A 26,651-nucleotide genomic window follows, 5' to 3' on the forward strand; every position below is an offset into this window, starting at 1 on the left:
GCGACATGTACAAGGCGACCGTGCTGTACGGGCATCCCGACGATCCTGAAGCATTCGACCGGCACTACCGCGACGTGCACATCCCGCTCGCCCGGCGCATGCCGGGGCTCGCGGGCTGGACCATCACGTGGCTGCGGCCGGACTTCGACGGCAACCCGCCGGAGCACTACCTGATCGCGGAGTTGTGGGCCGACACCCGCGAGCAGCTTCAGGCCGCCTTCGACAGCGAGGCCGGACGAGCCGCCGCAGACGACGTGGAGAAGTTCGCCACCGGCGGGGTCACGTTCCTGTTCGGCCCGGTGACCGAGGTGCTGAACGCCGAGGTGGTCTGATGGCCACGATCGACGTCGCCGTGGTCGGCAGCCGCTTCGGTGCGCACTTTCTACCCCTGTATCGCAGTCATCCGCAGGTGGGTTCGGTAGCGCTGGTGGACGTGGACACCGCGGCGCTGCACCGCGTGGCCGACGAGTTCGGCGTCAATGATCGGTTCACCAGCCTCGACGAGTTGTTGGCCACGGACCGCTACGACGCGGTCCACGTCGCCTCGCCGGTGCGATTTCACGTGGAGCACAGCGTCGCGGTGTTGCGCAGCGGACGGCATTGCGCCAGCGCGGTGCCGATGGCGACCACGCTGGACGGGATCGAGCAGGTGCTCGACGCCGAACGGGACTCCGGCCGGGTCTACATGATGATGGAGACGATGGTGTTCGGCCGCGCGTTCTTCTACGTCAAAGACCTGATCGACATCGGGCGGCTCGGGCCGTTGACCCTGATGCGCGGCGACCACATCCAGAACCTGGACGGCTATCCCAGCTACTGGCGCGGGTTCCCGCCGCTGAACTACGCCACGCACATCGTCTCCCCGCTGCTGGCGCTGGCTGACGCGCGGGTGGAGAAGGTCGCCGCACGGGGGAGCGGCATCCTCACCGAGGAGCGTCGTGGCGACTTCTCCAATCCGTTCCCGGCTGAGACCGGGCTGTTCGCCCTGGACCGGGACGGGCTCACCGCCGAGGTCACGGTGTCGTTCTTCCAGACCGCGCGGTCGTACTACGAAGGGTTCTCCGTGTTCGGACACGACATGGGGGTGGAATGGCCGATGCTCGACGAGGAGGACGGGCTCACCGTCTACTCCCTCGAGCCCGTCCAGGCGAACTGGAGCCGGCCGGCGCGGGCGCAGACGGTGCACCCGCCGGATCGAACACAGGTGCTGCCGGCAGAGCTGCGCAGGTTCACCCGGCCGAGTGAGTACGATCCCGGCGACGGTCGGCCGGTGGTGCGCGTGGGCGCGGCTCACGGGGGCTCGCATCCCCACTTGGCCCACGAGTTCGTCAGCGCTGCGGTGGCGGACCGGCCCGCGCTGGTCGACGGCGTGACGGCGGCGACGTGGACGGCCCCGGGCATCTGCGGGCACGCCTCGGCCATGGCGGACGGCGCGTGGACGTCGGTGCCTGGATTCGGCACACCGCATCGGTTGCTCGACTCGCCGCCAGGCGCTGCCGCCCGATGACCGTCCCGGTCCTGCTCGATGCCGCCCGGACGCCGTTCGGCCGCTTCGGCGGCAGCCTTCGGCAGTGGTCCACCCGTGAGCTGCTGGCTCGCCCGATCCGGGCCTTGCTCGAGCGGCACGCGCGACTGCCGACACCGGACGGCGTGCTGCTCGGCCAGGTGTTGCAGGCCGGGCACGGCCAGAACCCCGCACGGCTGGCCGCAGCGGCCGGTGGGCTGTCCTGGACGGTGCCGGCGGTCACCGTGAACAACGTCTGCCTGGCCGGGTTGGCGACCGTGGCCGAGGCGAGCCGGCGGATCCGGCTCGGTGAGGGCGAGGTCTACGTGGTCGGCGGTGGCGATTCGATGACGCGGGCCGCTCACGCGGGGCTGCTCCGCGGTGATCACGGCGCATCGGTGGGACTGGTCGACACGCTCGTCGTCGACGGTCTCCGGTGTGGGCTGACCGGACAGGGGATGGGCGAGCTCTCCGAGGAAGCCAACGCCGGGCTCGGTGTGAGCCGGGCGGTGCAGGACGAGATCGCCGCGCGCAGCCAGCAGCGTGCCGCAGCGGCCAGTCGCAGCGGATGGTTCGCTGACGAGATCGTCGCCTTCGACGCGTTGCGCTGCGATGAGGGGATCCGGCCCGAGACCAGCATCGACGCCCTGGCTCAGCTGCGTCCGGCCTTCAGCCCCGACGGCACGATCACCGCCGGGAACGCCTCGCAGCTGAGCGACGGAGCCTCGGTGGGGATCCTCACCTCGTCGAACGTGGCCGACCGCCTCGGCGTGACTCCGCTGGCCCGGGTGGTGGCTTGCGCCGAAGTGGCGGGGCCGGACCACACGCTGCATCTCAAACCGGCCGCGGCCGTGCGGGCCGGGTGCGAACACGCTGGACTCGCTGTCAGCGACATCGACCTGTTCGAGATCAACGAGGCTTTCGCCGGTGTGGTCGCCGCCAGCATCGACGAGCTGAGTCTGCCCATGGACGTGGTCAACGTGAACGGTGGCGCCATCGCCCTGGGGCATCCGCTCGCCGGGACCGGGCTGCGGCTCGTGCACACACTGGCCCGCGAACTCCGCCGCCGGGGGCAGCGTCATGGTGTGGCCGCGTTGTGCGGTGGCGGTGGACAGGGAATGGCCGTGGTCATCGAGGTCACGCCCGGGTAGCGACCGGGTACGGCGGAGGGATGTCAACGCCGCGGTGCGGTCGTGGGAGGATTCGTGACATGCTCAGATGGCTCACGGCGGGGGAGTCGCACGGCCCCGCGCTCGTCGCGATTCTCGAGGGACTGCCGGCTGACGTCCAGGTCACCACGGCCGACGTCGCCGCTGCGTTGGCACGGCGCCGCCTCGGATACGGCCGCGGCGCCCGCATGAAGTTCGAGGCCGACGAGGTCACGTTCGTCGGTGGCGTCCGCCACGGCCGGACCATGGGCGGGCCGGTGGCGGTACAGGTCGCCAACACCGAATGGCCCAAGTGGGAGCAGGTCATGGCGGCGGACCCGGTCGACCCGGGTGAGCTGGAGGGGCTTGCGCGCAACGCGCCGCTCACCCGGCCCCGTCCCGGGCACGCGGACCTGGCCGGTATGCAGAAGTACGGCTTCGACGAAGCCCGGCCCGTGCTCGAGCGGGCCAGCGCCCGAGAGACCGCCGCACGCGTGGCGTTGGGCTGCGTCGCCGCGGCCTTCCTGCAGCAGGCCTACGGGGTGCGCCTGGTCAGCCACACGGTGGAACTGGGCACGGTGGCGGTTCCGGCCGGCTCGCCAGTGCCCGGCCCTGACGACGTCGAATACCTCGATGCCGACCCGCTGCGCTGCTTCGACGCCGATACCAGCGCGGCGATGGTCGCCGAGGTCGATGCCGCCCGCCGCGACGGCGACACCCTCGGTGGCGTCGTGGAGGTCGTCGTGCACGGCCTGCCTCCGGGCATCGGCAGCTACGTGCACGGCGATCGCAAGCTGGATGCGCGCCTGGCCGGTGCGTTGATGGGCATTCAGGCGATCAAAGCTGTGGCGGTCGGCGACGGCTTCGAGCTGGCGCGTTCCCGGGGTTCTGCGGCGCAGGACGAGATCGAACCGGCCGACGACGGCGGCGTACGGCGCACGTCGGGGCGCTCCGGTGGCATCGAGGGCGGCATGTCCACGGGCGAGACCCTGCGCGTGCGTGCCGCGATGAAACCGATCTCGACCGTTCCCCGGGCGTTGCGCACCATCGACACCAGCACCGGTGAGCCGGCCCGGGCACACCACCAACGCTCGGACGTGTGTGCCGTTCCCGCGGCGGGAGTCGTCGCCGAGGCGATGACGGCACTCGTGGTGGCCGAACTGGCGCTGGAGAAGTTCGGCGGCGACTCGGTGACCGAGACCGCGCGCAACGCCCAGGCGTACGTGGACTCGATCCCGTCGCATCTGGCGGTGCGCTGATGGCGCCGCGCGTGATCATCGTCGGCCCGCCCGGTGCGGGCAAGTCGACCGTCGGCGCGGCCGTGGCGCAGCGGCTGAAGGTCGGGTTCCGCGACACCGACACCGACATCGAGCAGTCGGTCGGCAAGGTGATCGCCGACATCTTCATCGAGGACGGCGAAGCCAGATTCCGTGAGCTGGAACGAGCGGCTGTCGCCACGGCCTTGGCCGAGCACGACGGCGTGCTGGCGCTCGGCGGCGGCGCCGTCGGCGACGAGAGCACCCGTGAGCGGTTACGTGGACACCTGGTGGTCTTCCTTGACGTCGGGCTGACCGACGCGGTGGCCCGGGTCGGATTCAACCGTGACCGCCCGCTGCTGCTCGAAAGCCCCCGGGCACAACTCAAGCGGTTGCTCGACGCGCGGCGTCCGCTCTATCTCGAGGTGGCCACGGTGACGGTGGACACCAACGGGCGTGAACCCGACGACGTGGCCGATGAGGTCGTCAGCCATGTCGAGTGAAGCGCGGGCGCTGATCCGGGTGCACGGCGAGCGGCCCTATGACGTCGTCGTCGGGCACGGCGTGGTCGGGGAGCTGGCCGACCACCTGGACGCCGGTGTTCGACGGGTGGCGATCATCCATCCGGCCACGGTGCGCAGCACCGCCGAGCGGGTCCAGGCCGACCTGTACGCGCGTGGTTTCGACGCCCACGTGCTCGAGGTGCCCGACGCCGAGCACGCCAAGACCGCCGAGGTCGCAGCCCAGTGCTGGTCGGTGCTGGGCCGGATCGGCATGACCCGGTCCGACGTCGTCGTCGGCATCGGCGGCGGCGCGAGCACCGATCTCGCCGGGTTCGTCGCAGCGACCTGGTTGCGCGGCGTGTCGTGGATCGCCGTGCCGACGACGGTGCTCGGCATGGTGGACGCGGCGGTCGGCGGAAAGACCGGGATCAACACGGCGGAGGGAAAGAACCTCGTCGGCGCGTTCCACACCCCGGCAGCGGTGTTGTGCGACGTGAGCGCGCTGGAGACGCTGCCGCAGGACGAGTACGTCACCGGGTTGGCCGAGGTGGTCAAGGCCGGCTTCATCGCCGATCCGGTGATTCTCGAGTTGGTGGAGACCGATCCGGCCGGGGCGGCCCGCCCGGACGGGCCGCACACGCGCGAACTGATCGAACGCTCGGTCAAGGTCAAAGCAGACGTCGTGGGTGCCGATCTGCGCGAGGCGGGCCCGCGGGAGGTCCTCAACTACGGGCACACGCTGGCTCACGCCATCGAGAAGGTCGAAGAATATCGGTGGCGCCACGGTGCGGCCGTCGCCGTCGGCATGGTCTTCGCCGCCGAACTGGGCCGCTTGGCCGGACGGCTCGACGACGCCACCGCCGATCGGCATCGACGCATCCTTGACGCGCTCGGTCTGCCGACGTCGTACGACGCTGCGGCCTGGCCACGGCTGCTCGAGACGATGCGGGTCGACAAGAAGACTCGCGGCGACCGCCTGCGGTTCATCGTCCTCGACGATCTCGGCAAGCCCGGCGTCCTGGAGGCTCCCGACATCGAGCTGCTCGAGTCGGCATTCGCGGCGGTCAGCCGGCCCAGGCCGGACAGTGAGCATGAGGGCGGCGAACATGGTTAGGGTCACGTCGTGACGAAGCAGGTGCTGGTGGTCAACGGGCCGAATCTGGGCCGGCTGGGCTCGCGAGAACCCGATGTGTACGGCGACACGTCCTACGAGGCGCTCGCGCAGCGATGCCGGGCGACCGGCGCGGAGCTGGGCCTGGAGGTCGACGTACGCCAGAGCGACGACGAGGCCGAACTGGTGGCCTGGTTGCACGACGCCGCCGACGCCGCCGAGCCGGTGATCCTCAACCCAGCGGCGTTCACGCACTACTCGTATGCGCTGCGGGACGCGTGCGCGCAGCTGCGGGCGCCACTGATCGAGGTGCACATCTCCAATCCCGCGGCCCGTGAGACGTTCCGGCACACGAGCGTCGTGGCCGGCGTCGCCACGGGAACCATCGCGGGGTTCGGCCTGAACTCGTACGACCTCGCCCTACGCGCGGTCGCTGCCCTGGTGTGAATGCCCGCGGCCGTCAGCCGGCGTGGCCTGGTGCCTCACAAGGCGTCGAGGAAGCGTCGCGCATCGCGGTTGTTCATGCCGGTGCGCTCCCTCAGCAGCCTGATGGCGGCCGTACGGCGCAACCGGTCCTGCACGACGAGCCGGCGCAGCGTGGTCAACAGCTCGGCGTCGACCGGTGCCCGGCGGGTCGGCTCGGCTGTCGCTGCGGTGCTGGTGGGTTCTGGCTCGGGGAAGACTTGCCCCGTCTGGAGCGCATACACGACGGCGGTAGCCTGCGTGGTGGGCAGACCGGCTTCCTTGTGCAAACGCTTGGCAGCCTGTTCGGGGTTGCCCCGCGAGGCGGTGTCACGCACCGCCTCTTGGAGTTCACGGCTGATCCGGACGCCGGCGGGGGGCGTCGGGGGAGAGGAAAAGGTGGGCACATTCCGGCTTGACGGGCCGCTACGAATGACCACGTAGCTCATGACGAGGGCCAGGATGACGGTGACGATCAGGCCGAATATGAGCATGATCAACATGCTAAAGGCCCAGTGAAAACCTGCGAAGTGGCAGTCTCAGTTAATGGAATGGGCCGGTGATTTAGCTGGTCACAGCAATAGGAGGCCGAAGTTGCCCGAGATTCACGTCGACCGTCGCGCTCGACTAGCGGAACTTCTGACTTATGACAAGTTGGATGCTGCGTTAGTCACTAACCTTACTAATGTACATTACTTGACCGGGCTCGCCAGTAGTAACGCCGCATTGCTTCTCACCGCTGACGGCGCAGCCACGCTGGCGACCGACGGCCGGTACGCCACCGCTGCCGCCGATGTCGCAGCAGACGTGGAACTCGTCATCGAGCGGCATGTGGCGCCCGCGCTGGCCGTGCGAGCCGCCGCCGGCACGACGGCCGCGCGCCTGGGTGTCGAGGAGCACCACCTCACCCTCGAATCATGGAAGTCGATCCGTCGAGCGCTGGACGAGGCGGACGGCTCGACCGAACTCGTCGACCTCGGCCGCGCCGTAGAGAAGCTGCGCACCACGAAGGACGACACCGAGATCGAGGCGCTGACCGAGGCGTGTGCCATCTCCTGCCGTGCGCTCGAAGACCTCTACGCCGCAGGCCGGTTCGTCGGCCGGACCGAGAAGGAGGTTGCGCTCGACCTCGAGCGGCGAATGTACGCGCACGGCGCCGACGGCATCGCCTTCGAGACCATCGTCGCTGCCGGCGAGAACAGTGCGATTCCGCATCACCGCCCGGTGGACCGGCAGATCGCCAAGGGCGATCTGCTGAAGATCGACTTCGGGGCGATCTACCGCGGTTACCACGCCGACTGCACCCGTACGTCCGTGGTGGCCGCCGAGCCGGCCGACTGGCAGCGCGAGATCTACGACATCGTGCAGGCCGCTCAGCGGGCGGGGAGACAGGCGCTGGTCGTGGGCGAAGACTGCCTTGGCGTGGACACCGCGAGCAGGTCGGTCATCGACGCTGGCGGCTACGCTGACCAGTTCGGTCACGGCACCGGCCACGGTGTAGGGTTGCAGGTGCACGAAGCGCCGACGCTCGGGTACTCGGCGACGGGTACACTGGCCGACCGCATGACCGTGACCGTCGAACCCGGTATCTACCTACCAGGGCGTGGCGGAGTCCGGATCGAGGACACCCTGGTGGTCCGTGCCGCTGGAGTGCCCGACCTGCTCACACCGACAACCAAGGACCTGCTCGTCCTGGACGCGTGACGTCGGCACGCGGGCTCGTCAGCCCGGGTGTGCTGCACGCGATCAGGCGGCACCGACGAGGAAAAGGCAACTCACGACGTGGCGACGACGAACGACCTGAAGAACGGCATGGTGCTCAACCTTGACGGCCAGCTCTGGAGCGTCGTGGAGTTCCAGCACGTCAAGCCCGGTAAGGGCGGCGCGTTCGTACGCACGAAGCTGAAGAACGTCGTCTCGGGCAAGGTCGTGGACAAGACGTTCAACGCCGGCGTCAAGGTCGACACGGCCAATGTCGACCGGCGCGAGATGACGTACCTGTACCGCGACGGCGACGAGTTCGTGTTCATGGACACCGAGACCTTCGACCAGATCAACGTGTCCGCCGCGACCGTCGGCGACGCCGCGAACTTCATGCTCGAGAACCAGACCGCCACGGTGGGCATGCACGAGGGGACTCCTCTGTTCGTCGAGCTTCCCGCCTCGGTCGTCCTGGCCATCGAATACACCGAGCCCGGCCTGCAGGGCGACCGCTCCACCGGTGGCAGCAAGCCGGCCACGCTCGAGACCGGGCACGTGGTGCAGGTCCCGCTGTTCATCACCACGGGCGAGAAGGTCAAGGTCGACACCCGCGACGGGTCCTACCTCGGTCGCGCCGGCTGACGGGCCGGAAGACCATGCCTGCTCGTACCCGTGCCCGTAAGCGAGCTCTGGACATCCTGTACGAGTCCGACCTGCGCGGCCTCGGCCGCGGGGCCACGCTCGCCCATCGGATGACCACGGCCGATCCACCGCTGAACGAGTACACCGTGACGCTGGTCGAAGGGGTCATCGCGCACGGCGAGCGCATCGACGAGCTGATCTCGACCTACGCCGAAGGCTGGACGCTCGAGCGGATGCCCGCGATCGACCGCAACATCCTGCGTCTCGGCGTCTACGAAGTTCTCTATCGCGACGACGTCCCCGATCCGGTCGCACTCGACGAGGCGGTCTCGCTCGCGCGCGAGCTGTCCACCGAGCAGTCGCCCACGTTCGTCAACGGGTTGCTCGGGCGGATCGTGAAACTCAAGCCCAGTCTCAGCGGCTGAAGCTGGGCGTGTTGGTAGTCGGGCCGGTCACGATCGGCGGGCCCGGTTGGCGATGTTGTCGAAGATCTTGCCGCCGGTCTCGGCGACGCTGTTCGCGACGTCGCGCAGCGTGCTGATCAGGGGGTCGGCGGTTCGGCTCCACGATTCCTGATACGACTTCGCGGCGTTGCGGACCTCGTCGGAGATCGAGGCGTCGCGGTCGTCGGAGCGCCGAGGGTAGTCGCCGGCGAGAATGCGGCTGTACTCGCCGGAACCCGCCCAGCGATCGAGTTCGTCCAAGCGGATGACGGCGTGCGGGTGGGTGCGACCCATGAGGCTGAGCAGCTTGATCACCCCGTCGCGGGCATCCTCGGCCGCATCGTAGTCGCGCGCCTGCTCCTTGAACGCCGCCACGCTCATCTCGCCCAGGCGGGAGCCGCCGGCCAGCTTCATCAGCGCTCGCTTGGATGCCTCCGGATCCTGGGAGGCCAACAGCCCGGCGCGGTCACACGACAACTCCGACTTGCGGTGCCATTCCTCCAGCGCCAGGACGATGGCACGCAGGCCCATGTAGCCCAGCGGAATCCACGCCACCCGCAGGGCCAGACTGGTGAGCGCGAGGAGCAGGGTCCGGTAGACGGCATGACCGGACAGAATGTGCCCGACCTCGTGGCCGATGGTGAACCGGCGTTCCTCGGCGTCGAGAAGGTCGAAGAGCCCGGTACTGATGACGATGAACGGCCGGTCGGAGCCGATCGCCATCGCTCGCGGGTAGGGGTCGGCGACCACGTAGAGCTCCGGCGTCTCGGGCAAGTCCAGGATGTGCGCGGCGTCGACGACGTCCTGGTGCACGTCGCGGAACTGCTGCTCGCCCACGCGGACCGAGCCTGCGAGGAAGTGCAGGCGCAGACTGCGTTCGTTGAACAGCCCGGACATCTTCTTCAGCACCGTGTCGAACCCGCGCAGCGACCGCAGCGCCACCAGGGCGCCGCGGTCGGCTGGGTGTTCGTACGCCCGGGCGCTGATGCCGGGGAATCGGGTACGGCTGCGGTCGGGCTCGGTCGTCATGGCGTCATCGTAGGCGCGAGCCGCCGGTCAGCTCGAACGTCGAGGCGACCGGTTTCACGCACCACCAGGCGTTGTGCTGCACCACCAGGCGTGTACGGGTGGTGCAGCAGGCAATCGCCAAGTGAACATGATCATTTGGAAGCTGTTCGGGCTAGTTGATCGCGACGGTGGTGTGGGTCGAACTGCCCTCGTAGGTGACCGTGCCCAGGTAGGGGAGGCTGTCGTCGAGGCCCTCGTAGGTGACGGTCACGGTTTCGGGTGTGCCACGGGTGCCCTGGATCGGATCCGGGGCGACGGTGGCGTTGCCGGCGGCCTCGGCGCCCACAGCGAAGTTGCGCAGGCTGAAATCGACCGGCGCACCGTCGGCGCTGGAGAACAGATGCACCACGATGGCGTAGGTGCCCGCGGCCGGCTCGGTCAGATCCACCCGCTCGCTCGAGGCTCCGGTGGCGCCGTTCACCGCGAGTTGTTCGCCGTCCGGCCCGTACACGTACATGTCGTAGTCGGCGCCGTCGGAGCCTGAGACGAGATCGAACCGGGCGAGATCGGTGCCCTCGGGGACCTCGAACTCGACCGTCTGCGAGGACGTGTTCCCCTCGGGATCGGACGGCTCGCCCGGGGTGAGCGTGCCATCGGTGACCACGCCGGGCACGAGCCCGGTCAACGCGACGTCGATGTCGCCGTCGGAGCCGGGCACCACGTCGTAGGTCAGTTCACCTGCGCTGCCGGTTCCGGTGACCTCGTCGGGCACCGCCACGGCCACGGGCTGCGCGACGATCGGACTGCGGACGGTCGTCCCACCACCGCTCCAGGTCAGCGTGCCCTGCGCGTACTCGTCGAGGGGTGCCGTGGTGCGGGTGAGCGTGACCTCGAATCGCTTCGTCTGCCCGGGCCGGCCGAGGTAGAGCACGGACGGCGTGACCTCGGCATCGAAGCCGGGAACGTCGATGTCGGCCCGGTAGAGCCCCGGCGTCACCGCGGTGACCTCGCGAGTGATGACCTGTCGGCCCGCCAAGGCGCCCACGGCGATGGAGGCCTGGTTCAGGTCGGACGGGTCGATCGGCTCCACGCCGGGGATACCGGTTTCCTCACCGATGCCTTCGATGAACGACAGCCAGTCGTCCGGTCCGGACTCGTAGACCAGGCCCGGGTCGAGGAACCTGGTCGGGTCGACGTGCCCGGCGCCGGAGTTGAAGCGGTCGGTGTCGGCGGACACGTCGACGCCGTCTGTGCTCTTGAGGTCGTATGCGGTGGTCATGAGCGCAGACTTGACCGCCATCGCCGACCAGCCCGGTTCGGCGCCGCGGATCAGGGCAGCCAGGCCGGCCACGTGCGGCGAGGCCATCGACGTGCCGGAGAGGAAGCCGAAGTCGTTGTCGCCGCTCGGGCCCGGTGCCACACCGGCGAGTACGTCCACCCCCGGGGCGGCGACGTCGGGCTTGAGCACGTCGCCGCCGTTGGCCAACGCGGGCCCACGTGAGGAGAACCCGGCGATGACCGGCGTCGGCGTCGGCGGCAGGTCGGTCTGGTCGCCAGGCAGCAGCGCGGCGGTCGCCGCGCCGTCACCGGTGACGTAGTCGCGGATCACGTCGCCGTCGTCGGCTCCGACGTGCGTGGTCGCGATGACGTGCAGGTCGGCATTGAGTCCTTCGGCCGGGTCGGTGTTGGCCAGGATCGATCCCGCGCCGCCGGCCCGGGCCACTTCGGCTGACTTGTCCACCCGCGCATGCACGCCCCGGTCACACAGGACGATCGCGCCGGCCGCCGCGGCGTCGTCGAGCGTGTCCGGGCCGCACAGTGCGGCCTCGGCCGGGTCGACGCCGTCGGCCGCGATGTCGCCGGCGTAGACCAGCGGGGTCTGCTCGGGCACGCCGGCGTCGTCGATCATCGAGCCGCGGAACCGCTGCCCGTCACCGAGCTCGACGGTGCCCTCGTAGACGGCGTGGGTGCTCGCACCGACCGAGGTGAGCCACGGGCTGTTGTGGGCCACGGTCGACGAGCCGGGCCCGCTGTTCCCCGCCGACGCGGCGACGAAGACGTTGGCCGAGGCCGCGGAGAGGAACGCCAGCTCCACCGGGTCCACCACCGTGTCGACAGCTCCGGAGATCGAGTAGTTGATGACGTCGACGCCGTCGAGCACCGCCTGATCGATGGCGGCGACCGAATCGGACGGGTAGCAACCGCCGGTGCTGGCGTCGTCGTCGTTCCAGCACACCTTGTACGCGGCGATCTTCGCGCCCGGCGCCATGCCGGAGCCGGTGCCGAACCCGCGGTCGTCGACCGACATCGCCACGTCGTGGTTGCCAGCAGCCGTGCTGGCCGTGTGGGTACCGTGCCCGTCGCCGTCACGGGTGGAGATCCGCTCGAACTCGTCCCGGTGCTCCGGTGGCACGTTGCTCACGAAGCCGTCCGGGAAGTAGCGCGCCGAGATCAGTTTGTCGTTACACAGATCGGCGGTCCACTCCTCGCCCGGCTCGCACTCGCCGGTGAACGTGTCGCCGTTCGCCTTGAGCATCGCGGTGCCGGTCTCGGACGTGCTGTACGGCTCGCCGACTTCGCCGGTGGGCTCGCTGGGCAGCTGCTCGCCGGCGAACGACGGGTTCTCGGGCCAGATCCCGGTGTCGATGACGCCCACGACCACGCCGTGTCCGGCCTCGGGGGCGCCACCGAGCTCCTGCCATACCCCGTCCGCACCGGACAGCCCGAGGAACTCCGGCGAGCTCACTGTGTCGACGTGGCGCGGCGTGTCCTTCACCACGGCCCGCACCCCTGGCGTGCGCTGCAGCGTCTGAGCCTGCTCGGCCGACAGCCGGGCGGAGAAGCCGTTGAGAGCCACCGTGTAGTGGTGGACCGGGTCGGCGCCGACGGCGTCGGCTACCTCCTCCTGCTGCTCGCGCAGGTGAGAGCGGTACGTGCGTACGGCTGCGGAGTCCGCGCGCAGGGTCTCGCCCGCAGCGGGTGCCGTGCGGCGCAACCCGCTCGTCGTGCCGTCGTAGGTCGCGGCCGGCTGCTCGCCGAGGATGACGATGTAGCCGCCGGCTGACAGCTCGTGTTCGACGGCGAGGCCGGTGCCGTCGATGACGGGCTCGGCGGCCGGCGCCGCACTACCCGTGGCCAGGGCCGTGGCGAGGGCGAGCCCCACCGCGGCTGTGGCCGCGGTGAGCCGGGTGCGGTGGCGCGATCTGATCATCGGCAGCGACACGTGCGCTCCTCCAGGAGGGGTGAGAGCCGGACGATTTCCGGCGCACCGGGGCGGATGCTGTGGAAGATGCTGATCTGTCGCGAACCTGTCGTCAAGTCGCACCGCTGGTTTCCAGCCGTTCGGTCGACTGGCCCATGACATCTGTCATGTCCTCCGCCTGAATCAGTCATATGAGGTGATGACGCTGTTCACGGCCATGAAGCGCGACAGCGATCGAGGATGGTCTCCAGGAAATCGACATGTGACCGACGACTGGAGAACGTGCGATGCCAGATGTCATCGAAGTGACCGACCTCCGCCGCAGTTACACCGGCGGATTCGAGGCGGTCAGCGGCGTCACCTTCACCGTGCGCCGCGGCGAGTTGTTCGCGCTGCTCGGCACCAACGGCGCCGGCAAGACCTCCACACTCGAGGTGATCGAGGGGCTCACCGTGCCGTCCGGCGGGACCGTACGCGTGCTCGGTCATGATCCGTACGTGGACCGGGCGGCGGTTCGCCCGCGGACCGGAGTCATGCTTCAAGCCGGTGGATTCCCGAGTGATCTGACGGTCGGTGAGACGGCGGCCATGTGGGCCGGGACGTTGTCGGCACCGCGGCCGGTGGACGAAGCGCTGGACATGGTGGGTCTGGCCGGGCGTGGCGACGTGACGGTCAAGCAGCTGTCCGGGGGAGAGCGGCGTCGTCTCGATCTTGCGCTGGCGTTGCTGGGCCGCCCGGAGGTGTTGTTCCTCGACGAGCCCACGACCGGCCTGGACCCGGAGAGTCGCCGCGACACGTGGCGCTTGGTGCGTGACCTCCTCCGGGACGGCACCACCGTCTTGCTCACCACCCACTATCTGGACGAAGCCGAGGAGCTCGCCGATCGCCTGGCGATCATGCATCGTGGGCGGATCGTGCGGACCGGCACGGTCGCCGACATCGTCGCGACCCAGCCGTCGACCATCACGTTCGACCGTCCCGACCCGACGTCCAGCCCGCCGCTGCCCGAGCTGCCCGGAGCGCTCGTCGTCGACGACAGCCAGGACGTCGTCATCCACACCGACATGCTCCAGCGCAGCCTCACCGAGCTCCTGGAGTGGGCCCGCGACCACGGAGTCGAACTGCACGGGTTGTCGGCCCGGTCGGCCTCGCTGGAGCAGGCGTTCCTGGCCGTGGCCGCCGAACACGAACCCCGCACGCCGCAGACCGAGGAGGTACCGGCATGACCACGCTCACCGCGACCCGGCGGCGCCCGAAGCGCCCCCAGCGCCCACGCCGAGCCAAGGGAGGCGCTCGCCGAGTCGCCGCCCTCGCGCGAGCCGAGCTGCGCCTCCTGGTGCGCAACCGAACCGCCATGTTCACCGCGCTGGCGCTGCCCATCGCGATGGTGGGACTGCTGCGGATGTCGGGTACCGGCGACGACGCTGCCGCAGGTGTGGGCGCCACGATGACCGCGATGATGATCGGGTTCGTCCTGCTGTTCGTCGTCTACTACAACCTGGTGTCGGCCTACGTCGGACGCCGCGAGGAACTGGTGCTCAAGCGCCTGCGGGTCGGCGAGGCCAGCGACGCGGAGATCCTCACCGGCACGGCGCTGCCCTCACTGATCCTGGCGCTGGTCCAAACCGTGCTCATGACGCTCGGCGTAGCGATGACCATCGGCTTCGACTCCCCGGTGAACCTGCTGCTGGTCTTCGTCGCCCTGGTCGGCGGCTCGATCGTGTTCGTCCTGCTCGCGGCGGCGTCCACCGCGTTCACGAAGAACGTCGAGACAGCGCAGGTGAGCACGTTGCCGGTGCTGATGGTGTGCATGCCGCTGTCCGGGATGATGTTCCCGCTGAGCCAGTGGCCCGACGCCGTGGCCGACGTCGCGCGTTTCCTGCCGCTCACCCCGGTGGTCGATCTGGTCAACCTCGGGCTGTCCGGCGTGTCGGTTGATGGCAGCGTGGTGGATTTCGCCGCCAGCTTCGAAGCGGCGATGATGCCGGTCGCCGTCCTCGTCGCGTGGATCGGTGTCGGGGTCTGGGCGCAGCGGCGCTGGTTCCGCTGGGAGCCGCGAGGTTGATCGGCTGTGCATTCGTCGATGACCGGTGCCGAGTCGAGGGCGGCCGGTGCCGCTGGGGCGCACCGTGCTCATGAGAGGGTCATTCCCGTGTCGATGGTGAACCGCTGGTGGAGCGAACGCAGCGCGGCGCAGCGGTTCGACCTCTACACCCGCGGTTCACTGTACGGGCTGGCCGCCGGTGAGGTGGTCCTGGCGGCGATGCTCGTCCTCAGCCTGTCCGAGCAGGACGTCCGCCCGGCCGGCGTCGCGGTCTTCCTCGCCCTGGCCGTGGTGCACACGGTGGTGACCATCTGGATCTTGCGCGCCGGGATGAAGTGGTACCTCGGGCAGGGGCCGTGGCCGCGGTGGGCCGTGGTCGTGCTCGCCGTGGTGACCGCGCTGGGCGCGGTGACCGCGGTGTGGGCGTTCCACGGCTCGACCGTCGACGTACCCCCGGAGGGGTCAGGGGCCAGCGCCGCCGGTGTGCTGCTGTTCGCCGGGTTCTTCGTCCTGGCCTTGACGCCGCGGCTGACCTCGTCGTGGTTGTTGTTCGCCACGGTCGTCGTGACCGGATGCGTCGCCGGGGCGATACACCTGCTCGGCTGGCCGGGCGCGCGGACGGTCGCCTTCGGCATCTCCACCGGCTTGGCGCTGCTCGGCGGCGTGTTCGCCTTCCGGGCATCGGTGTGGATGCTCGGCGTCATGTGGGAGCTCGAAGGGTCGCGCCGGACCCAGGCGCAGCTGGCCGTGGCCGAAGAGCGGCTGCGCTTCGCGCGCGACCTGCACGACGTGCTGGGCCGCAATCTGTCGGTGATGGCGTTGAAAAGCGAGCTCGCGGCCCAGCTGAGCCGCCGGGGCCGGGCCGAGGCGGAGGCGGAGATGATGGCTGTTCGCGACATCGCGCAGGAATCGTTGCGTGAGGTCCGCGAGGTCGTGCACGGCTACCGGGCGGCCGATCTGACCAGCGAGCTGGCCGGTGCCCGATCGGTGTTGCGTTCGGCTGGTGTCGACACGCGCGTGGTGGGTGACGGCGCGCAGTTGCCCGGCGACGTGCAATCCGTGCTCGGCTGGGTGGTCCGGGAAGCGACGACGAACGTGCTGCGGCACAGCCAGGCGCGCAGCTGCGTGATCACCGTGGCTCGAGACGGCGGACAGGTGCGGCTGACCATGCGTAACGACGGTGTCGGTGCCGCGCCGCTGGAGCAGGGCGATGCCGGCTCCGGCCTGTCCGGGCTCGAGGAACGGCTCCGGGCGATGGGCGGCACCTTGGCGGTGGAGCGCCCGCAGCCAGGGTCGTTCCAGCTGGTGGCGAGCGTGCCGGTGCAGACGGTCAGGGAAGGTGCGAGATGACCGAGACGATCAGGGTGATGCTCGCCGAGGACGAGCACCTCATCCGTTCGGCGCTGCGGGCACTGCTCTCGCTCGAAGACGCTGTCGACGTGGTCGCCGAGGCCGCGACGGGCGACGAGGCTTTGGCCATGGCTCGCGCGCACACTCCTGACGTGGCGGTGCTGGACCTGCAACTGCCCGACATGGACGGCATCGCCGTAGCCGCGGCGATCCACGCCGACGTTCCCGGCTGCCGGACCATGATCGTCACCAGTCACGGCCGGCCGGGATATCTCAAGCGCGCCCTCGAGGCCGGAGTCGGCGGGTTCCTGCCGAAGACGGTGTCCGCGCAGGTGTTGGGCGACGTGGTGCGCACGGTGCACGCGGGCGGGCGCTACGTCGACCCGGAACTGGCCGCTGAGGCCATCAGCGCCGGGGACAGCCCGCTCACCGCCCGCGAGGCGGACGTGCTCGAACTGGCCGCCGAGGGTGCGCCGGTCGACGAGATCGCCCAACGCGCCGCGCTCACTCCGGGGACCGTCCGCAACTACCTGTCGTCGGCAGCGGCCAAGCTCGGTGCGGCCAATCGGCACGAAGCCGTCCACGTCGCCCGGCGGCACGGCTGGATCTGACTTCGCTGGTCGTGTCGGTCGCCGTGATGGCGCTGTGTGACCGGGCCGACAACGCCACTCGCGCAGAACGGGCCGGTGTGCTTGATAGGGTCGTGGCGACCGACGTCCTTTAAGTCCCGTCCCGTGAGGCGGGGAAGGAGGTCCAACCTCGCATGTCTCGCGATCTGCACAGCTCGCGGGCAGTGCTCGATGACGACGATGTCGCCCGAGCGCTGACCCGCATCGCCCACGAAGTGGTGGAACGCAACAAGGGCGCCACCGATCTCGTGCTTCTCGGCATCCACAAACGAGGCGTGCCTCTCGCGCGGCGGCTGGCCGAGCGCATCGCCGCCGTCGAAGGCGTCGATGTCCCCGTGGGTGCTCTCGACGTCACCATGTACCGCGACGATCTGCGGATGCGTCCGGCGCGTGCGCTCGAACCCACTGACATCCCACCTGGGGGAGTGGACGACAAGATCGTGGTGCTCGTCGATGACGTGCTGTTCTCCGGGCGCACCATTCGCGCCGCCCTGACCGCGCTCGATGACATCGGACGCCCTCGCGCGGTCCGGCTGGTCGCGCTGGTCGATCGCGGCCATCGGCAGCTGCCGATCCGCGCCGACCACGTCGGCAAGAACATCCCGACCTCCATGGCCGAGTCCGTCAAGGTCCTGCTGTCCGAGGTGGACGGCCACGACGCTGTGCTGATCGGCCGGCGAGGCGAGGCGTCGGAGGTGGTCTCGTGATCCGCCACCTGCTCTCGGCCGCCGACCTGTCGCTCGAGGACGCCACCCTGGTGCTCGACACCGCCGAGGAGATGTCCCGGCTCACCGAGGGCCGCTCGGTGAAGAAGCTGCCGGCGCTGCGCGGGCGGACCGTCGTCAACCTGTTCTTCGAGGATTCCACTCGCACCCGCACGTCGTTCGAGATCGCCGCGAAGCGGCTGTCCGCCGACGTCATCAACTTCTCCGCCAAGGGGTCGAGCCTGTCGAAGGGCGAGAGCCTGAAGGACACGGCGTTGACCCTGGAGGCCATGGGCGCCGACGGCGTCGTGGTCCGACACGCCGCCAGCGGGGCGCCGTACCGGCTGGCCAGCTCCGGCTGGATCAGTGCGAACGTGCTCAATGCCGGCGACGGCACGCACGAGCACCCCACCCAGGCCCTGCTCGATGCGTTCACGCTGCGTAAACGCCTCGGCGAGCTCGCCGGCCGGCACATCGTGATCGTCGGCGACGTGCTGCACAGCCGGGTCGCGCGCAGCAACGTCCTGCTCCTCGCGACGCTGGGCGCCCGGGTCACGCTGGTGGCGCCGCCGACGCTGCTGCCCACGGGCGTCGATCAGTGGCCGTGCGCGGTCTCGTACACCCTGGACGACGTGCTGCCCAGCGCCGATGCCGTCATGATGCTGCGGGTGCAGCGCGAGCGGATGAACGACGCGTTCTTCCCGTCGGCCCGCGAATACAGCCGCCGGTACGGTCTCGACCTGCGGCGATTCTCGCTGCTGCCGGCTGAGGCCCTGGTCCTGCACCCGGGGCCGATGAACCGGGGGATGGAGATCACCGCCGACGTCGCCGACGACGAGCGCTCGGTCATCGTCGAGCAGGTCTCCAACGGCGTTCATGTGCGGATGGCCGTGCTGTACCTCATGCTCGCCGGAGCGGCGAGCGACGGAGCGAGGGACGAGCGTAGGAGCGAGCGCGACCAGGTAAATGGAGCGGTGAGCGACGGAGCGAGGGGCGAGCGCGACCAGGCTGCCGGAGCAAGTGATGCAGCGACGAACGAGGGGGCCGAGTGAAGCCCGACGGCCTGCGGAACCAACAGGGGACTGGCATGAGTAGCGAATCGATCTTGATCACCGGTGCCCGGGTGCTCGGCCAGGAGCCGTCGGATCTGCTCCTGCGCGACGGCGTGATCGCCGAGACGGGGTCGGGGCTGGAGGCGGCCGGGGCGCGGGTCCTCGACGCGGACGGCTTGATCGCCTTGCCCGGGCTGGTCGACCTGCACACCCACCTGCGCGAGCCGGGGCGCGAGGACGCCGAGACCGTCGAGTCGGGGACCCTGGCCGCCGCCCGCGGCGGTTTCACCGCGGTGCACGCGATGGCCAACACCGAGCCGGTCGCCGATACCGCGGGGGTCGTCGAACAGGTCTGGCGGCTCGGCAGCGAGGCGGGGCACGCCGACGTCCGCCCGGTCGGGGCCGTCACTGTCGGGCGCGAAGGCCGCCGGCTGGCTGAGCTGGGCGCGATGGCCGACTCGGCGGCGGGGGTCCGAGTGTTTTCCGACGACGGCACCTGCGTGTCCGACGCGGTGCTGATGCGCCGGGCACTGGAGTACGTCAAGGCTTTCGACGGCGTGATCGCCCAGCACGCCCAGGAGCCACGGTTGACCGAAGGCGCCCAGATGAACGAAGGCGAGCTGTCGGGACGGCTGGGCCTGCGCGGGTGGCCGTCGGTGGCCGAGGAGGCGATCATCGCCCGTGACGTGCTGCTCGCCGCGCACGTCGGGTCGCGGGTGCACATCTGTCACCTGTCCACGCGCGGGTCGGTCGAGATCGTCCGGCTGGCCAAGCAGCGAGGGTTGCCGGTGACCGCCGAGGTGACGCCGCATCATCTGCTGCTCACCGAGGACCTGGTGGCCACCTACGACCCGCGGTACAAGGTCAATCCGCCGCTGCGCACGGCCGACGACGTCGCCGCCGTACGCGAGGGGCTCGCCGATGGCACCATCGACATCGTGGCCACCGACCACGCGCCGCACCCGGTCGAGGACAAGGACTGCGAGTGGGACGCCGCCGCGTTCGGCATGCTCGGGCTGGAAACGGCGCTGTCGGTCGTGCAGCACACGATGGTCGACACCGGGATGCTGGACTGGGCCGGGGTGGCCGATCGAATGTCTTACGCACCGGCGCGGATCGGGCGCTGTGACACGGCCGCGGTCGGCGGGCAGGTGCACGGTCGGCCGTTGGCGGCCGGCGAGCCGGCCAACATCGTGCTGGTCGACCCTGCGGCCTCCGGCATCGTCGATCCGCGGGCGTCGTCGTCGTTGTCTCGCAACACGCCGTACGCGGGGATGAAGCTGCCCGGCGAGGTCGTCGCGACGTTCCTGCGTGGGCGCGTGACCCACAGCTTCGGTGATCGTTGGCGAGATTCGGCGGCCATGACGACCAATTCACGCCAACGATCACCGAAGGGGGGTACCCCATGACCGCCGGCAGCGCAGTCCTGGTGCTCGAGGACGGGCGGACGTTTCGGGGCGAGGCGTACGGCGCCACCGGCGAGACGTTCGGCGAGGCCGTGTTCACCACCGGCATGACCGGCTACCAGGAGACTCTGACCGACCCCTCGTACCACCGGCAGGTGGTGGTGCAGACGGCGCCGCACATCGGCAACACCGGCATCAACGACGACGACCCGGAGTCCGGGCGGATCTGGGTGGCCGGCTACGTCGTGCGCGAACCGGCCCGCATCCCGTCGTCGTGGCGCTCGAAACGGCCGCTGACCGACGAGCTCCGAGACCAGGGCGTGGTCGGCATCAGCGGTGTGGACACCCGGGCGCTCACTCGGCACCTGCGTGAACGCGGCGCGATGCGCGTCGGCATCTCCAGCGTGAGCACCGACACCGACGCTCTGCTCGAGCGGGTGCTGGCCAGCCCGGCCATGCTCGGCGCCGATCTCGCCGGTGAAGTCAGCACGGCCGAGCCGTACGTCGTCCCGGCCCAGGGCGAGCGCCGGTTCACCGTCGCCGCGCTCGATCTCGGTATCAAGCGGATGACGGCGATGCGCCTGGCCGAGCGCGGCATCGAGGTGCACGTCGTGCCGGCGTCGTCGTCGCTGGACGACGTGGTGGCACTGCAGCCCGACGGGTTGTTCCTGTCGAACGGTCCCGGCGACCCCGCCACCGCCGACGGGCCGGTCGCCGTGGTGCGCGGCGCACTGGAGCGCAGGCTGCCGGTCTTCGGCATCTGCTTCGGCAACCAGATCTTCGGCCGGGCGCTGGGTTTCGGGACGTACAAGCTCGGTTACGGCCATCGGGGCAGCAACCTGCCGGTGCAGGACCGCAGTACCGGCAAGGTCGAGATCACCACGCACAACCACGGGTTCGCCGTCGACGCCCCGCTCGATCACCCCGTGCAGACGCCCTACGGCCAGGCGCAGGTGAGCCATGTCTGCCTCAACGACGACGTCGTCGAAGGACTCGCCCTGACCGGGCCGGATGGAAAGCTCAGCGCGTTCTCGGTGCAGTATCACCCCGAGGCGGCCGCGGGTCCGCACGACGCCGCGTACCTGTTCGACCGGTTCGCCGACGTCCTGTCGACGGCAAACGGAAACGGAGCACGCGCGCATGCCTAGGCGTACCGACATCAACAGCGTCCTGGTCATCGGCTCCGGCCCGATCGTCATCGGGCAGGCGTGCGAGTTCGATTACTCCGGCACGCAGGCCTGCCGAGTGCTGCGCGCCGAGGGCCTGCGCGTGATCCTGGTCAACAGCAATCCGGCCACGATCATGACCGACCCGGACATCGCCGACGCCACCTACGTCGAGCCGATCACCCCCGAGTTCGTCGAGCAGGTCATCGCCGCCGAGCGCCCGGACGCCCTGCTGGCCACTCTCGGTGGGCAGACGGCGCTGAATGCGGCCATGGCGCTGCACGAGCGCGGTGTGCTGGAACGATACGGCGTCGAGCTGATCGGTGCCTCCATCGAGGCGATCGAGCGTGGTGAGAACCGAGAGTCGTTCAAGAAGATCGTCGACGAGATCGGCGGCTCGACGGCCACCTCGGTGATCTGCCACTCGATGGACGAGTGCCTGGCCGCCGTCGAACAGCTGGGCTATCCGGTGGTCGTCCGGCCGTCGTTCACCATGGGCGGCGCCGGCTCCGGGATGGCCTTCGACGAGGACGATCTGTACCGCATCGCGGGCAGCGGGCTCGACGCGTCGCCGACCACCGAGGTGCTGCTCGAAGAGTCGATCCTCGGCTGGAAAGAGTACGAGCTCGAGGTGATGCGCGACAGCGCCGACAACGTCGTCATCGTCTGCTCGATCGAGAACATCGACCCGATGGGCGTGCACACCGGCGACTCCATCACCGTCGCGCCGGCGATGACCTTGACCGATCGCGAATACCAGGCCATGCGCGATCAGGCGATCGCCGTGATCCGCGCGGTCGGCGTGGACACCGGCGGGTGCAACATCCAGTTCGCCGTCGAGCCTTCGACCGGGCGGATGATCATCATCGAGATGAACCCGCGCGTCTCCCGCTCGTCGGCGCTGGCGTCCAAGGCCACCGGCTTCCCGATCGCGAAGATCGCGGCCAAGGTCGCGCTCGGGTACACCCTGGACGAGATTCCGAACGACATCACCGGCCAGACGCCGGCGTCGTTCGAACCGACCCTCGACTACGTCGTGGTCAAGGCGCCGAGGTTCGCCTTCGAGAAGTTCCCAGCCGCCGACACGACGCTGACCACGCACATGAAGAGCGTGGGCGAGGCCATGGCCATCGGGCGCAACTTCACTGAGGCGTTGCAGAAGGCGCTGCGCTCGCTGGAGAACGCGAGCGCTCCGCTCGACTTCGTTTCGCCGCCCGGCGATGCCGCCGAGCTCGCCGGGAAGGTCGGGCGTGCCTACGACGGCCGGCTGCGTGACGTCGTCGATGCGCTGCGCGCCGGGGTGTCGGTGCAGGAGCTGTACCGGGTGACCGGAATCGACCCGTGGTTCCTCGACCAGCTGGTGCTGCTGACCGAGCTCGCCGCGAAGGTGCGCGACTCGGCCGAGCTGTCCGCGCAGCTGCTGCAGACGGCCAAACGGCACGGATTCTCCGACGCGCAGATCGCCGCGCTGCGGGCCACCTCCGCAGACGTCATCAGGGGCGTACGGCACGCGCTGGGTGTGCGCCCGGTGTACAAGACCGTCGACACCTGCGCCGCGGAGTTCGCCGCGCGCACGCCGTATCACTACTCGTCCTACGACGAAGAGACCGAGGTGCTTCCGCGCGACAAGCCGGCGGTGATCATCCTCGGCAGTGGGCCGAACCGGATCGGGCAGGGCATCGAGTTCGACTACTCCTGTGTCCATGCCGCCATGGCGCTGCACGATGCCGGCTACGAGACCGTGATGGTCAACTGCAACCCCGAGACGGTCTCCACCGACTACGACACCTCCGACCGGCTCTACTTCGAGCCGCTCACCCTCGAGGACGTTCTGGAGATCGTGCACGCCGAGCAGCAGGCCGGCCCGGTCGCCGGGGTGATCGTGCAGCTCGGCGGGCAGACCCCACTCGGGCTGGCCAAGGCGCTGGAGGAGGCCGGGGTGCCCATCGTGGGGACGACGCCCGCGGCGATCGACCTCGCCGAGGAGCGCGGCGCCTTCGGCCGGGTGTTGCAGGCCGCCGGGCTGCCGGCGCCGAAGCACGGCACGGCCAGCTCGTTCGCCGAGGCCAAGGTCATCGCGGCCGACATCGGATACCCGGTGTTGGTGCGTCCGTCGTACGTGCTGGGCGGGCGCGGCATGGAGATCGTGTACGACGAGGCGACCCTCGCCGACTACATCGGGCGGGCCACCGATGCCAGTCCGGAGCATCCGGTCCTGGTCGACCGGTTCCTCGACGATGCGGTGGAGCTCGACGTCGACGCGCTGTTCGACGGCGAGGAGCTGTACCTCGGTGGCGTCATGGAGCACATCGAGGAGGCGGGGATCCACTCCGGTGACTCCGCGTGCGCGCTGCCGCCGATCACCTTCGGGCGCGACGAGCTCGAACAGATCCGCGCCTCCACCGAGGCGATCGCCCGCGGCGTTGGCGTGCGGGGCTTGCTCAACGTCCAGTACGCCGTGGCCGGGGACGTCCTCTACGTCCTGGAGGCCAATCCGCGAGCCTCGCGGACGGTGCCGTTCGTCTCCAAGGCGACCGGGGTGGCGCTGGCCAAAGCCGCGGCTCGGGTCATGCTCGGGGCCACGGTGGCCGACTTGCGAGTCGAAGGCTTGTTGCCGCCCACCGGCGACAGCGTCGACCTGCCGCCCGACGCCCCGGTGGCGGTGAAAGAGGCGGTCATGCCGTTCAACCGGTTCCGGATGCCCAACGGGCGCACGGTCGACACCCTGCTCGGCCCGGAGATGCGTTCCACCGGCGAGGTCATGGGCATCGACGAGCTGTTCGGCACTGCTTTCGCCAAGTCGCAAGCTGCCGCCTTCGGCGCGCTGCCGTCGTCGGGAACGGTGTTCGTCTCGCTGGCCAACCGCGACAAACGACACATGATCTTCCCGGTCAAGCGTCTGGCCGACCTGGGCTTCCGGATCATCGCCACGGCCGGCACGGCCGACGTGCTGCGTCGTAACGGCGTGGACTCCGAGGTGGTGCGCAAACGCTGGGTCGGCCACGAACCGGACGGCACGCCTACGATCATCGGGCGGATCCTGGCCGGCGACGTCGACCTGATCATCAACACCCCCAGCGGGACGACCACCGGGGGCAGCCCTCGCGCCGACGGCTACGAGATCCGAACCGCCGCCATTCAGGCGAACATCCCGTGCATCACCACCACGCAGGGGCTGGCTGCCGCAGTGCAGGGGATCGAGGCGATCCGGGCCAATTCGATCGGTGTCCGGTCGCTGCAAGCGTGGAGCGCGATCGTGCGGCGCGGGATGAGCGCGTGAACACGTACGCACGCCTCTTCGACAGCCTCTTGAGCAGGATGGACGCTGAAACGGCTCATCGCGCGGCGATCACCGGCATGCGCGCGGCGGCCCGGGTGCCCGCTGCCGCCGCGCAGGCCTGGCGTCGGCTCGTGCCGGAGGCCGACCGGCTCGGCGTCGAGGCGCTCGGGTTGCGGTTTCCCGGCCGGTTGGGGGCGGCGGCAGGCTTCGACAAGAACGCGGTGTGCATCGATGCGCTCGGTGCGCTGGGCTTCTCGTTCGTCGAGGTCGGCACCGTGACGGCGATGCCGCAGCCGGGGAACCCGCGGCCCCGGCTGCACCGGCTGGTCGCCGATCAGGCCATCGTCAACCGGATGGGCTTCAACAACGACGGTGCGGCCGCGGTGGCTGCCCGGCTGGCGCGCCGGCGCCGGCGACGGTCGGCGCTGCCGATCGTGGTCGGGGTGAACATCGGCAAGTCGAAGGCGGTGCCGGAGCACCACGCGATCGCCGACTACGAGGCGTCGACCCGGCTGCTCGCACCGTACGCCGACTATCTCGTCGTCAACGTGAGCTCACCGAACACCCCCGGCCTGCGCGACCTGCAGGCCGTCGAACGGCTACGGCCGCTGCTGGCCGCGGTACGCCGCCAAGCCGACCAGGTCACCGCGCACCACGTGCCGCTGCTGGTCAAGATCGCCCCGGACCTCAGCGACGACGATGTGCGCGACATCGCCGCGCTGGCCCTCGAGCTGCGCCTGGACGGCATCGTGGCGACCAACACCACCACCACGCGGACCGGATTGGTCTCTTCGCCAGCTGAGGTCGCCGCGGCGGGTGAAGGCGGGTTGTCCGGGCCGCCGCTGCGCCGGCGCTCGCTCGAGGTGCTGCAGATCCTGCGGGCGGCCGCGGGCGAGCGCCTGGTGCTCGTGGCTGCCGGAGGCATCACGACGGCCGACGACGCCCGCGAGCGGATCCACGCCGGTGCGACCCTGCTGCAGGCCTACACCGGGTTCGTCTACGGCGGCCCGACCTGGCCCGCCCGGATCCAGCGTGAGCTGGCCGTACTCCACGAGGACGACACATGACCATGACGTTCGGTGAACGGCTGCGTACGGCGATGCGAACTCGGGGCCCGTTGTGCGTGGGCATCGACCCGCACCCGGCTCTGCTGCACGCTTGGGGCTTCGACGACGACCCCGCCGGCCTCGAACGCTTCGGGCGGGCCGTCGTGCAGGCGCTGGGCGGTGACGTGGCCGTGCTCAAACCGCAGTCGGCCTTCTTCGAGCGGCACGGCTCCAAGGGCATCGCGGTGCTCGAGCGCGTGGTGGCCGGGGCTCGCGAGGCCGGTTCTCTGGTGCTCATGGATGCCAAGCGAGGCGACATCGGCTCGACGGCCCAGGCCTACGCCGAGGCCTACCTCGACCCGTCGTCGCCGTTGTGCTCCGACGCCGTCACCGCGTCGCCGTACCTGGGCTTCGGTTCGCTGCGGCCCCTGATCGACATGGCGCTCACCCACGGCAACGGCGTGTTCGTGCTGGCACTGACGTCCAATCCGGAGGGCGCTGAAGTGCAATCGGCGATGGGTGCCACCCGGCGCACGGTGGCCGGAACCGTCCTCGACCACGTTCGCGAGACCAACCGCCAGGGCGAAGGGTGGGGGAGCGTGGGCTGTGTCGTGGGCGCGACTCTCGGTGTGACCACCGAGAACCTCGACGTCGGCGGACCGCTGCTGGCCCCCGGCCTGGGCGCGCAAGGCGCCACCCCGCACGACCTACCGCGCGTGTTCGGCGCCGCGCTGACCTCGGTACTTCCGGCCTTCTCACGCAGCGTGCTGACCGCCGGACCGGACCCCGATGACCTTCGTGCGGCCGCCGCTTCGGCCCGTGATGCGGTGAAACAGGTGCTCGTTGGGGGTTCACCAAGCCGTGAACAGGGCTAATCTGACGACATGCGACACGACACGCGGGAGACCTTGTACCGAGGAGTGCTCGGGGCAGGTACCGTGGATCGCGTTGCTGACCTGGCGGTTCAGTCGCTAGGTTCCTCAATGGTCGCTGT

Annotated in this window: 24 protein-coding genes; 21 read left to right on the forward strand and 3 right to left on the reverse strand. The window is 69.9% G+C overall.

The window, feature by feature from the left end; all coding sequences use genetic code 11:
• Positions 1-5: 5 nt before the first annotated feature.
• The 7 genes from M6444_RS00775 to aroQ are packed head-to-tail and all read left to right on the forward strand — an operon-like array spanning position 6 to position 5,969.
• Positions 6-332 (forward strand): EthD family reductase, encoded by a 327-nt coding sequence (locus tag M6444_RS00775; protein WP_298321919.1) that lies wholly within the window; start codon positions 6-8, stop codon positions 330-332.
• Positions 332-1,507 (forward strand): Gfo/Idh/MocA family oxidoreductase, encoded by a 1,176-nt coding sequence (locus M6444_RS00780; RefSeq protein WP_298321921.1) that lies wholly within the window; start codon positions 332-334, stop codon positions 1,505-1,507. The genes M6444_RS00775 and M6444_RS00780 overlap by 1 nt, the downstream gene beginning before the upstream one ends.
• Positions 1,504-2,655: an acetyl-CoA C-acyltransferase gene (locus M6444_RS00785; RefSeq protein WP_298321923.1), complete on the forward strand. Its 1,152-nt coding sequence runs from the start codon at positions 1,504-1,506 to the stop codon at positions 2,653-2,655. Before M6444_RS00780 ends, M6444_RS00785 begins: the two co-directional genes overlap by 4 nt.
• A gap of 59 nt (positions 2,656-2,714) precedes the next feature.
• A complete protein-coding gene (gene aroC / locus M6444_RS00790) occupies positions 2,715-3,911 on the forward strand; it encodes a chorismate synthase (RefSeq protein ID WP_298321925.1) in 1,197 nt (398 codons plus the stop codon).
• On the forward strand, positions 3,911-4,411 hold the full coding sequence (locus M6444_RS00795) for a shikimate kinase (protein ID WP_298321927.1): 501 nt from the start codon (positions 3,911-3,913) through the stop codon (positions 4,409-4,411). The genes aroC and M6444_RS00795 overlap by 1 nt, the downstream gene beginning before the upstream one ends.
• Positions 4,401-5,525 carry a 3-dehydroquinate synthase gene (aroB, locus tag M6444_RS00800; protein WP_298321929.1) on the forward strand — a complete coding sequence of 375 codons (1,125 nt, stop codon included), beginning with the start codon at positions 4,401-4,403 and terminating at the stop codon, positions 5,523-5,525. The genes M6444_RS00795 and aroB overlap by 11 nt, the downstream gene beginning before the upstream one ends.
• Positions 5,526-5,534: 9 nt before the next feature.
• Complete coding sequence (gene aroQ / locus M6444_RS00805) at positions 5,535-5,969, forward strand: type II 3-dehydroquinate dehydratase (protein WP_298321931.1); 435 nt, start codon at positions 5,535-5,537, stop codon at positions 5,967-5,969.
• A gap of 35 nt (positions 5,970-6,004) precedes the next feature.
• Here aroQ and M6444_RS00810 read toward each other — a convergent pair whose 3' ends face one another.
• The gene (locus M6444_RS00810) at positions 6,005-6,478 is read right to left on the reverse strand and encodes a hypothetical protein (protein ID WP_298321933.1); all 474 of its coding nucleotides are present in this window, start codon (positions 6,476-6,478) and stop codon (positions 6,005-6,007) included.
• Positions 6,479-6,530: 52 nt separating this feature from the next.
• Here M6444_RS00810 and M6444_RS00815 point away from each other — a divergent pair, with 52 nt between their 5' ends.
• From M6444_RS00815 to nusB, 3 genes are all read left to right on the forward strand, one after another.
• Positions 6,531-7,688, forward strand: a complete 1,158-nt coding sequence (locus tag M6444_RS00815; RefSeq protein ID WP_298321934.1) for an aminopeptidase P family protein — start codon at positions 6,531-6,533, stop codon at positions 7,686-7,688.
• A gap of 78 nt (positions 7,689-7,766) precedes the next feature.
• Entirely contained in the window at positions 7,767-8,327 is a 561-nt protein-coding gene (gene efp / locus M6444_RS00820) for an elongation factor P (RefSeq protein ID WP_298321936.1), read from the forward strand.
• A 14-nt stretch (positions 8,328-8,341) separates the two neighbouring features.
• On the forward strand, positions 8,342-8,752 hold the full coding sequence (gene nusB, locus M6444_RS00825) for a transcription antitermination factor NusB (RefSeq protein WP_298321939.1): 411 nt from the start codon (positions 8,342-8,344) through the stop codon (positions 8,750-8,752).
• A gap of 27 nt (positions 8,753-8,779) precedes the next feature.
• Here nusB and M6444_RS00830 read toward each other — a convergent pair whose 3' ends face one another.
• Positions 8,780-9,799: a M48 family metallopeptidase gene (locus M6444_RS00830; RefSeq protein WP_298321941.1), complete on the reverse strand. Its 1,020-nt coding sequence runs from the start codon at positions 9,797-9,799 to the stop codon at positions 8,780-8,782.
• A gap of 151 nt (positions 9,800-9,950) precedes the next feature.
• On the reverse strand, positions 9,951-13,001 hold the full coding sequence (locus M6444_RS00835; RefSeq protein WP_298321943.1) for a S8 family serine peptidase: 3,051 nt from the start codon (positions 12,999-13,001) through the stop codon (positions 9,951-9,953).
• 266 nt (positions 13,002-13,267) lie between these two features.
• Between M6444_RS00835 and M6444_RS00840 the strand changes: the two genes are divergently transcribed.
• The 11 genes from M6444_RS00840 (at position 13,268) to pyrF (ending at position 26,532) form a co-directional block, all read left to right on the forward strand.
• Entirely contained in the window at positions 13,268-14,206 is a 939-nt protein-coding gene (locus tag M6444_RS00840; RefSeq protein ID WP_298321945.1) for an ABC transporter ATP-binding protein, read from the forward strand.
• Entirely contained in the window at positions 14,203-15,045 is an 843-nt protein-coding gene (locus tag M6444_RS00845; RefSeq protein ID WP_298321947.1) for an ABC transporter permease, read from the forward strand. Before M6444_RS00840 ends, M6444_RS00845 begins: the two co-directional genes overlap by 4 nt.
• A gap of 93 nt (positions 15,046-15,138) precedes the next feature.
• On the forward strand, positions 15,139-16,374 hold the full coding sequence (locus M6444_RS00850) for a sensor histidine kinase (RefSeq protein ID WP_298321989.1): 1,236 nt from the start codon (positions 15,139-15,141) through the stop codon (positions 16,372-16,374).
• Entirely contained in the window at positions 16,371-16,985 is a 615-nt protein-coding gene (locus M6444_RS00855; protein WP_298321949.1) for a response regulator transcription factor, read from the forward strand. The genes M6444_RS00850 and M6444_RS00855 overlap by 4 nt, the downstream gene beginning before the upstream one ends.
• A gap of 152 nt (positions 16,986-17,137) precedes the next feature.
• Entirely contained in the window at positions 17,138-17,710 is a 573-nt protein-coding gene (gene pyrR, locus M6444_RS00860) for a bifunctional pyr operon transcriptional regulator/uracil phosphoribosyltransferase PyrR (protein ID WP_298321951.1), read from the forward strand.
• Positions 17,707-18,759: an aspartate carbamoyltransferase catalytic subunit gene (locus M6444_RS00865; protein ID WP_298321953.1), complete on the forward strand. Its 1,053-nt coding sequence runs from the start codon at positions 17,707-17,709 to the stop codon at positions 18,757-18,759. Before pyrR ends, M6444_RS00865 begins: the two co-directional genes overlap by 4 nt.
• A 35-nt stretch (positions 18,760-18,794) precedes the next feature.
• Complete coding sequence (locus M6444_RS00870) at positions 18,795-20,168, forward strand: dihydroorotase (RefSeq protein ID WP_298321955.1); 1,374 nt, start codon at positions 18,795-18,797, stop codon at positions 20,166-20,168.
• Positions 20,165-21,313 carry a glutamine-hydrolyzing carbamoyl-phosphate synthase small subunit gene (gene carA / locus M6444_RS00875; RefSeq protein WP_298321957.1) on the forward strand — a complete coding sequence of 383 codons (1,149 nt, stop codon included), beginning with the start codon at positions 20,165-20,167 and terminating at the stop codon, positions 21,311-21,313. The genes M6444_RS00870 and carA overlap by 4 nt, the downstream gene beginning before the upstream one ends.
• Positions 21,306-24,611 (forward strand): carbamoyl-phosphate synthase large subunit, encoded by a 3,306-nt coding sequence (carB, locus tag M6444_RS00880; RefSeq protein WP_298321959.1) that lies wholly within the window; start codon positions 21,306-21,308, stop codon positions 24,609-24,611. The genes carA and carB overlap by 8 nt, the downstream gene beginning before the upstream one ends.
• A complete protein-coding gene (locus M6444_RS00885) occupies positions 24,608-25,678 on the forward strand; it encodes a quinone-dependent dihydroorotate dehydrogenase (protein ID WP_298321961.1) in 1,071 nt (356 codons plus the stop codon). The genes carB and M6444_RS00885 overlap by 4 nt, the downstream gene beginning before the upstream one ends.
• Entirely contained in the window at positions 25,675-26,532 is an 858-nt protein-coding gene (gene pyrF / locus M6444_RS00890; protein ID WP_298321963.1) for an orotidine-5'-phosphate decarboxylase, read from the forward strand. The genes M6444_RS00885 and pyrF overlap by 4 nt, the downstream gene beginning before the upstream one ends.
• Positions 26,533-26,651: the final 119 nt, after the last annotated feature.

The sequence above is a fragment of the Haloactinopolyspora sp. genome, assembly GCF_027324685.1.
Taxonomy (GTDB): domain Bacteria; phylum Actinomycetota; class Actinomycetes; order Jiangellales; family Jiangellaceae; genus Haloactinopolyspora.

Bases quoted from the DNA above. Each gene is read 5' to 3' on its own strand.
- M6444_RS00775 (WP_298321919.1), top strand. From the start codon at position 6: ATGTACAAGGCGACCGTGCTGTACGGGCATCCCGACGATCCTGAAGCA.
- M6444_RS00780 (WP_298321921.1), top strand. From the start codon at position 332: ATGGCCACGATCGACGTCGCCGTGGTCGGCAGCCGCTTCGGTGCGCAC.
- M6444_RS00785 (WP_298321923.1), top strand. From the start codon at position 1,504: ATGACCGTCCCGGTCCTGCTCGATGCCGCCCGGACGCCGTTCGGCCGC.
- aroC (WP_298321925.1), top strand. From the start codon at position 2,715: ATGCTCAGATGGCTCACGGCGGGGGAGTCGCACGGCCCCGCGCTCGTC.
- M6444_RS00795 (WP_298321927.1), top strand. From the start codon at position 3,911: ATGGCGCCGCGCGTGATCATCGTCGGCCCGCCCGGTGCGGGCAAGTCG.
- aroB (WP_298321929.1), top strand. From the start codon at position 4,401: ATGTCGAGTGAAGCGCGGGCGCTGATCCGGGTGCACGGCGAGCGGCCC.
- M6444_RS00810 (WP_298321933.1), bottom strand. From the start codon at position 6,478: ATGCTCATATTCGGCCTGATCGTCACCGTCATCCTGGCCCTCGTCATG.
- M6444_RS00815 (WP_298321934.1), top strand. From the start codon at position 6,531: ATGGAATGGGCCGGTGATTTAGCTGGTCACAGCAATAGGAGGCCGAAG.
- nusB (WP_298321939.1), top strand. From the start codon at position 8,342: ATGCCTGCTCGTACCCGTGCCCGTAAGCGAGCTCTGGACATCCTGTAC.
- M6444_RS00830 (WP_298321941.1), bottom strand. From the start codon at position 9,799: ATGACGACCGAGCCCGACCGCAGCCGTACCCGATTCCCCGGCATCAGC.
- M6444_RS00840 (WP_298321945.1), top strand. From the start codon at position 13,268: ATGCCAGATGTCATCGAAGTGACCGACCTCCGCCGCAGTTACACCGGC.
- M6444_RS00845 (WP_298321947.1), top strand. From the start codon at position 14,203: ATGACCACGCTCACCGCGACCCGGCGGCGCCCGAAGCGCCCCCAGCGC.
- M6444_RS00850 (WP_298321989.1), top strand. From the start codon at position 15,139: ATGGTGAACCGCTGGTGGAGCGAACGCAGCGCGGCGCAGCGGTTCGAC.
- M6444_RS00855 (WP_298321949.1), top strand. From the start codon at position 16,371: ATGACCGAGACGATCAGGGTGATGCTCGCCGAGGACGAGCACCTCATC.
- pyrR (WP_298321951.1), top strand. From the start codon at position 17,138: ATGTCTCGCGATCTGCACAGCTCGCGGGCAGTGCTCGATGACGACGAT.
- M6444_RS00870 (WP_298321955.1), top strand. From the start codon at position 18,795: ATGAGTAGCGAATCGATCTTGATCACCGGTGCCCGGGTGCTCGGCCAG.
- carA (WP_298321957.1), top strand. From the start codon at position 20,165: ATGACCGCCGGCAGCGCAGTCCTGGTGCTCGAGGACGGGCGGACGTTT.
- carB (WP_298321959.1), top strand. From the start codon at position 21,306: ATGCCTAGGCGTACCGACATCAACAGCGTCCTGGTCATCGGCTCCGGC.
- pyrF (WP_298321963.1), top strand. From the start codon at position 25,675: ATGACCATGACGTTCGGTGAACGGCTGCGTACGGCGATGCGAACTCGG.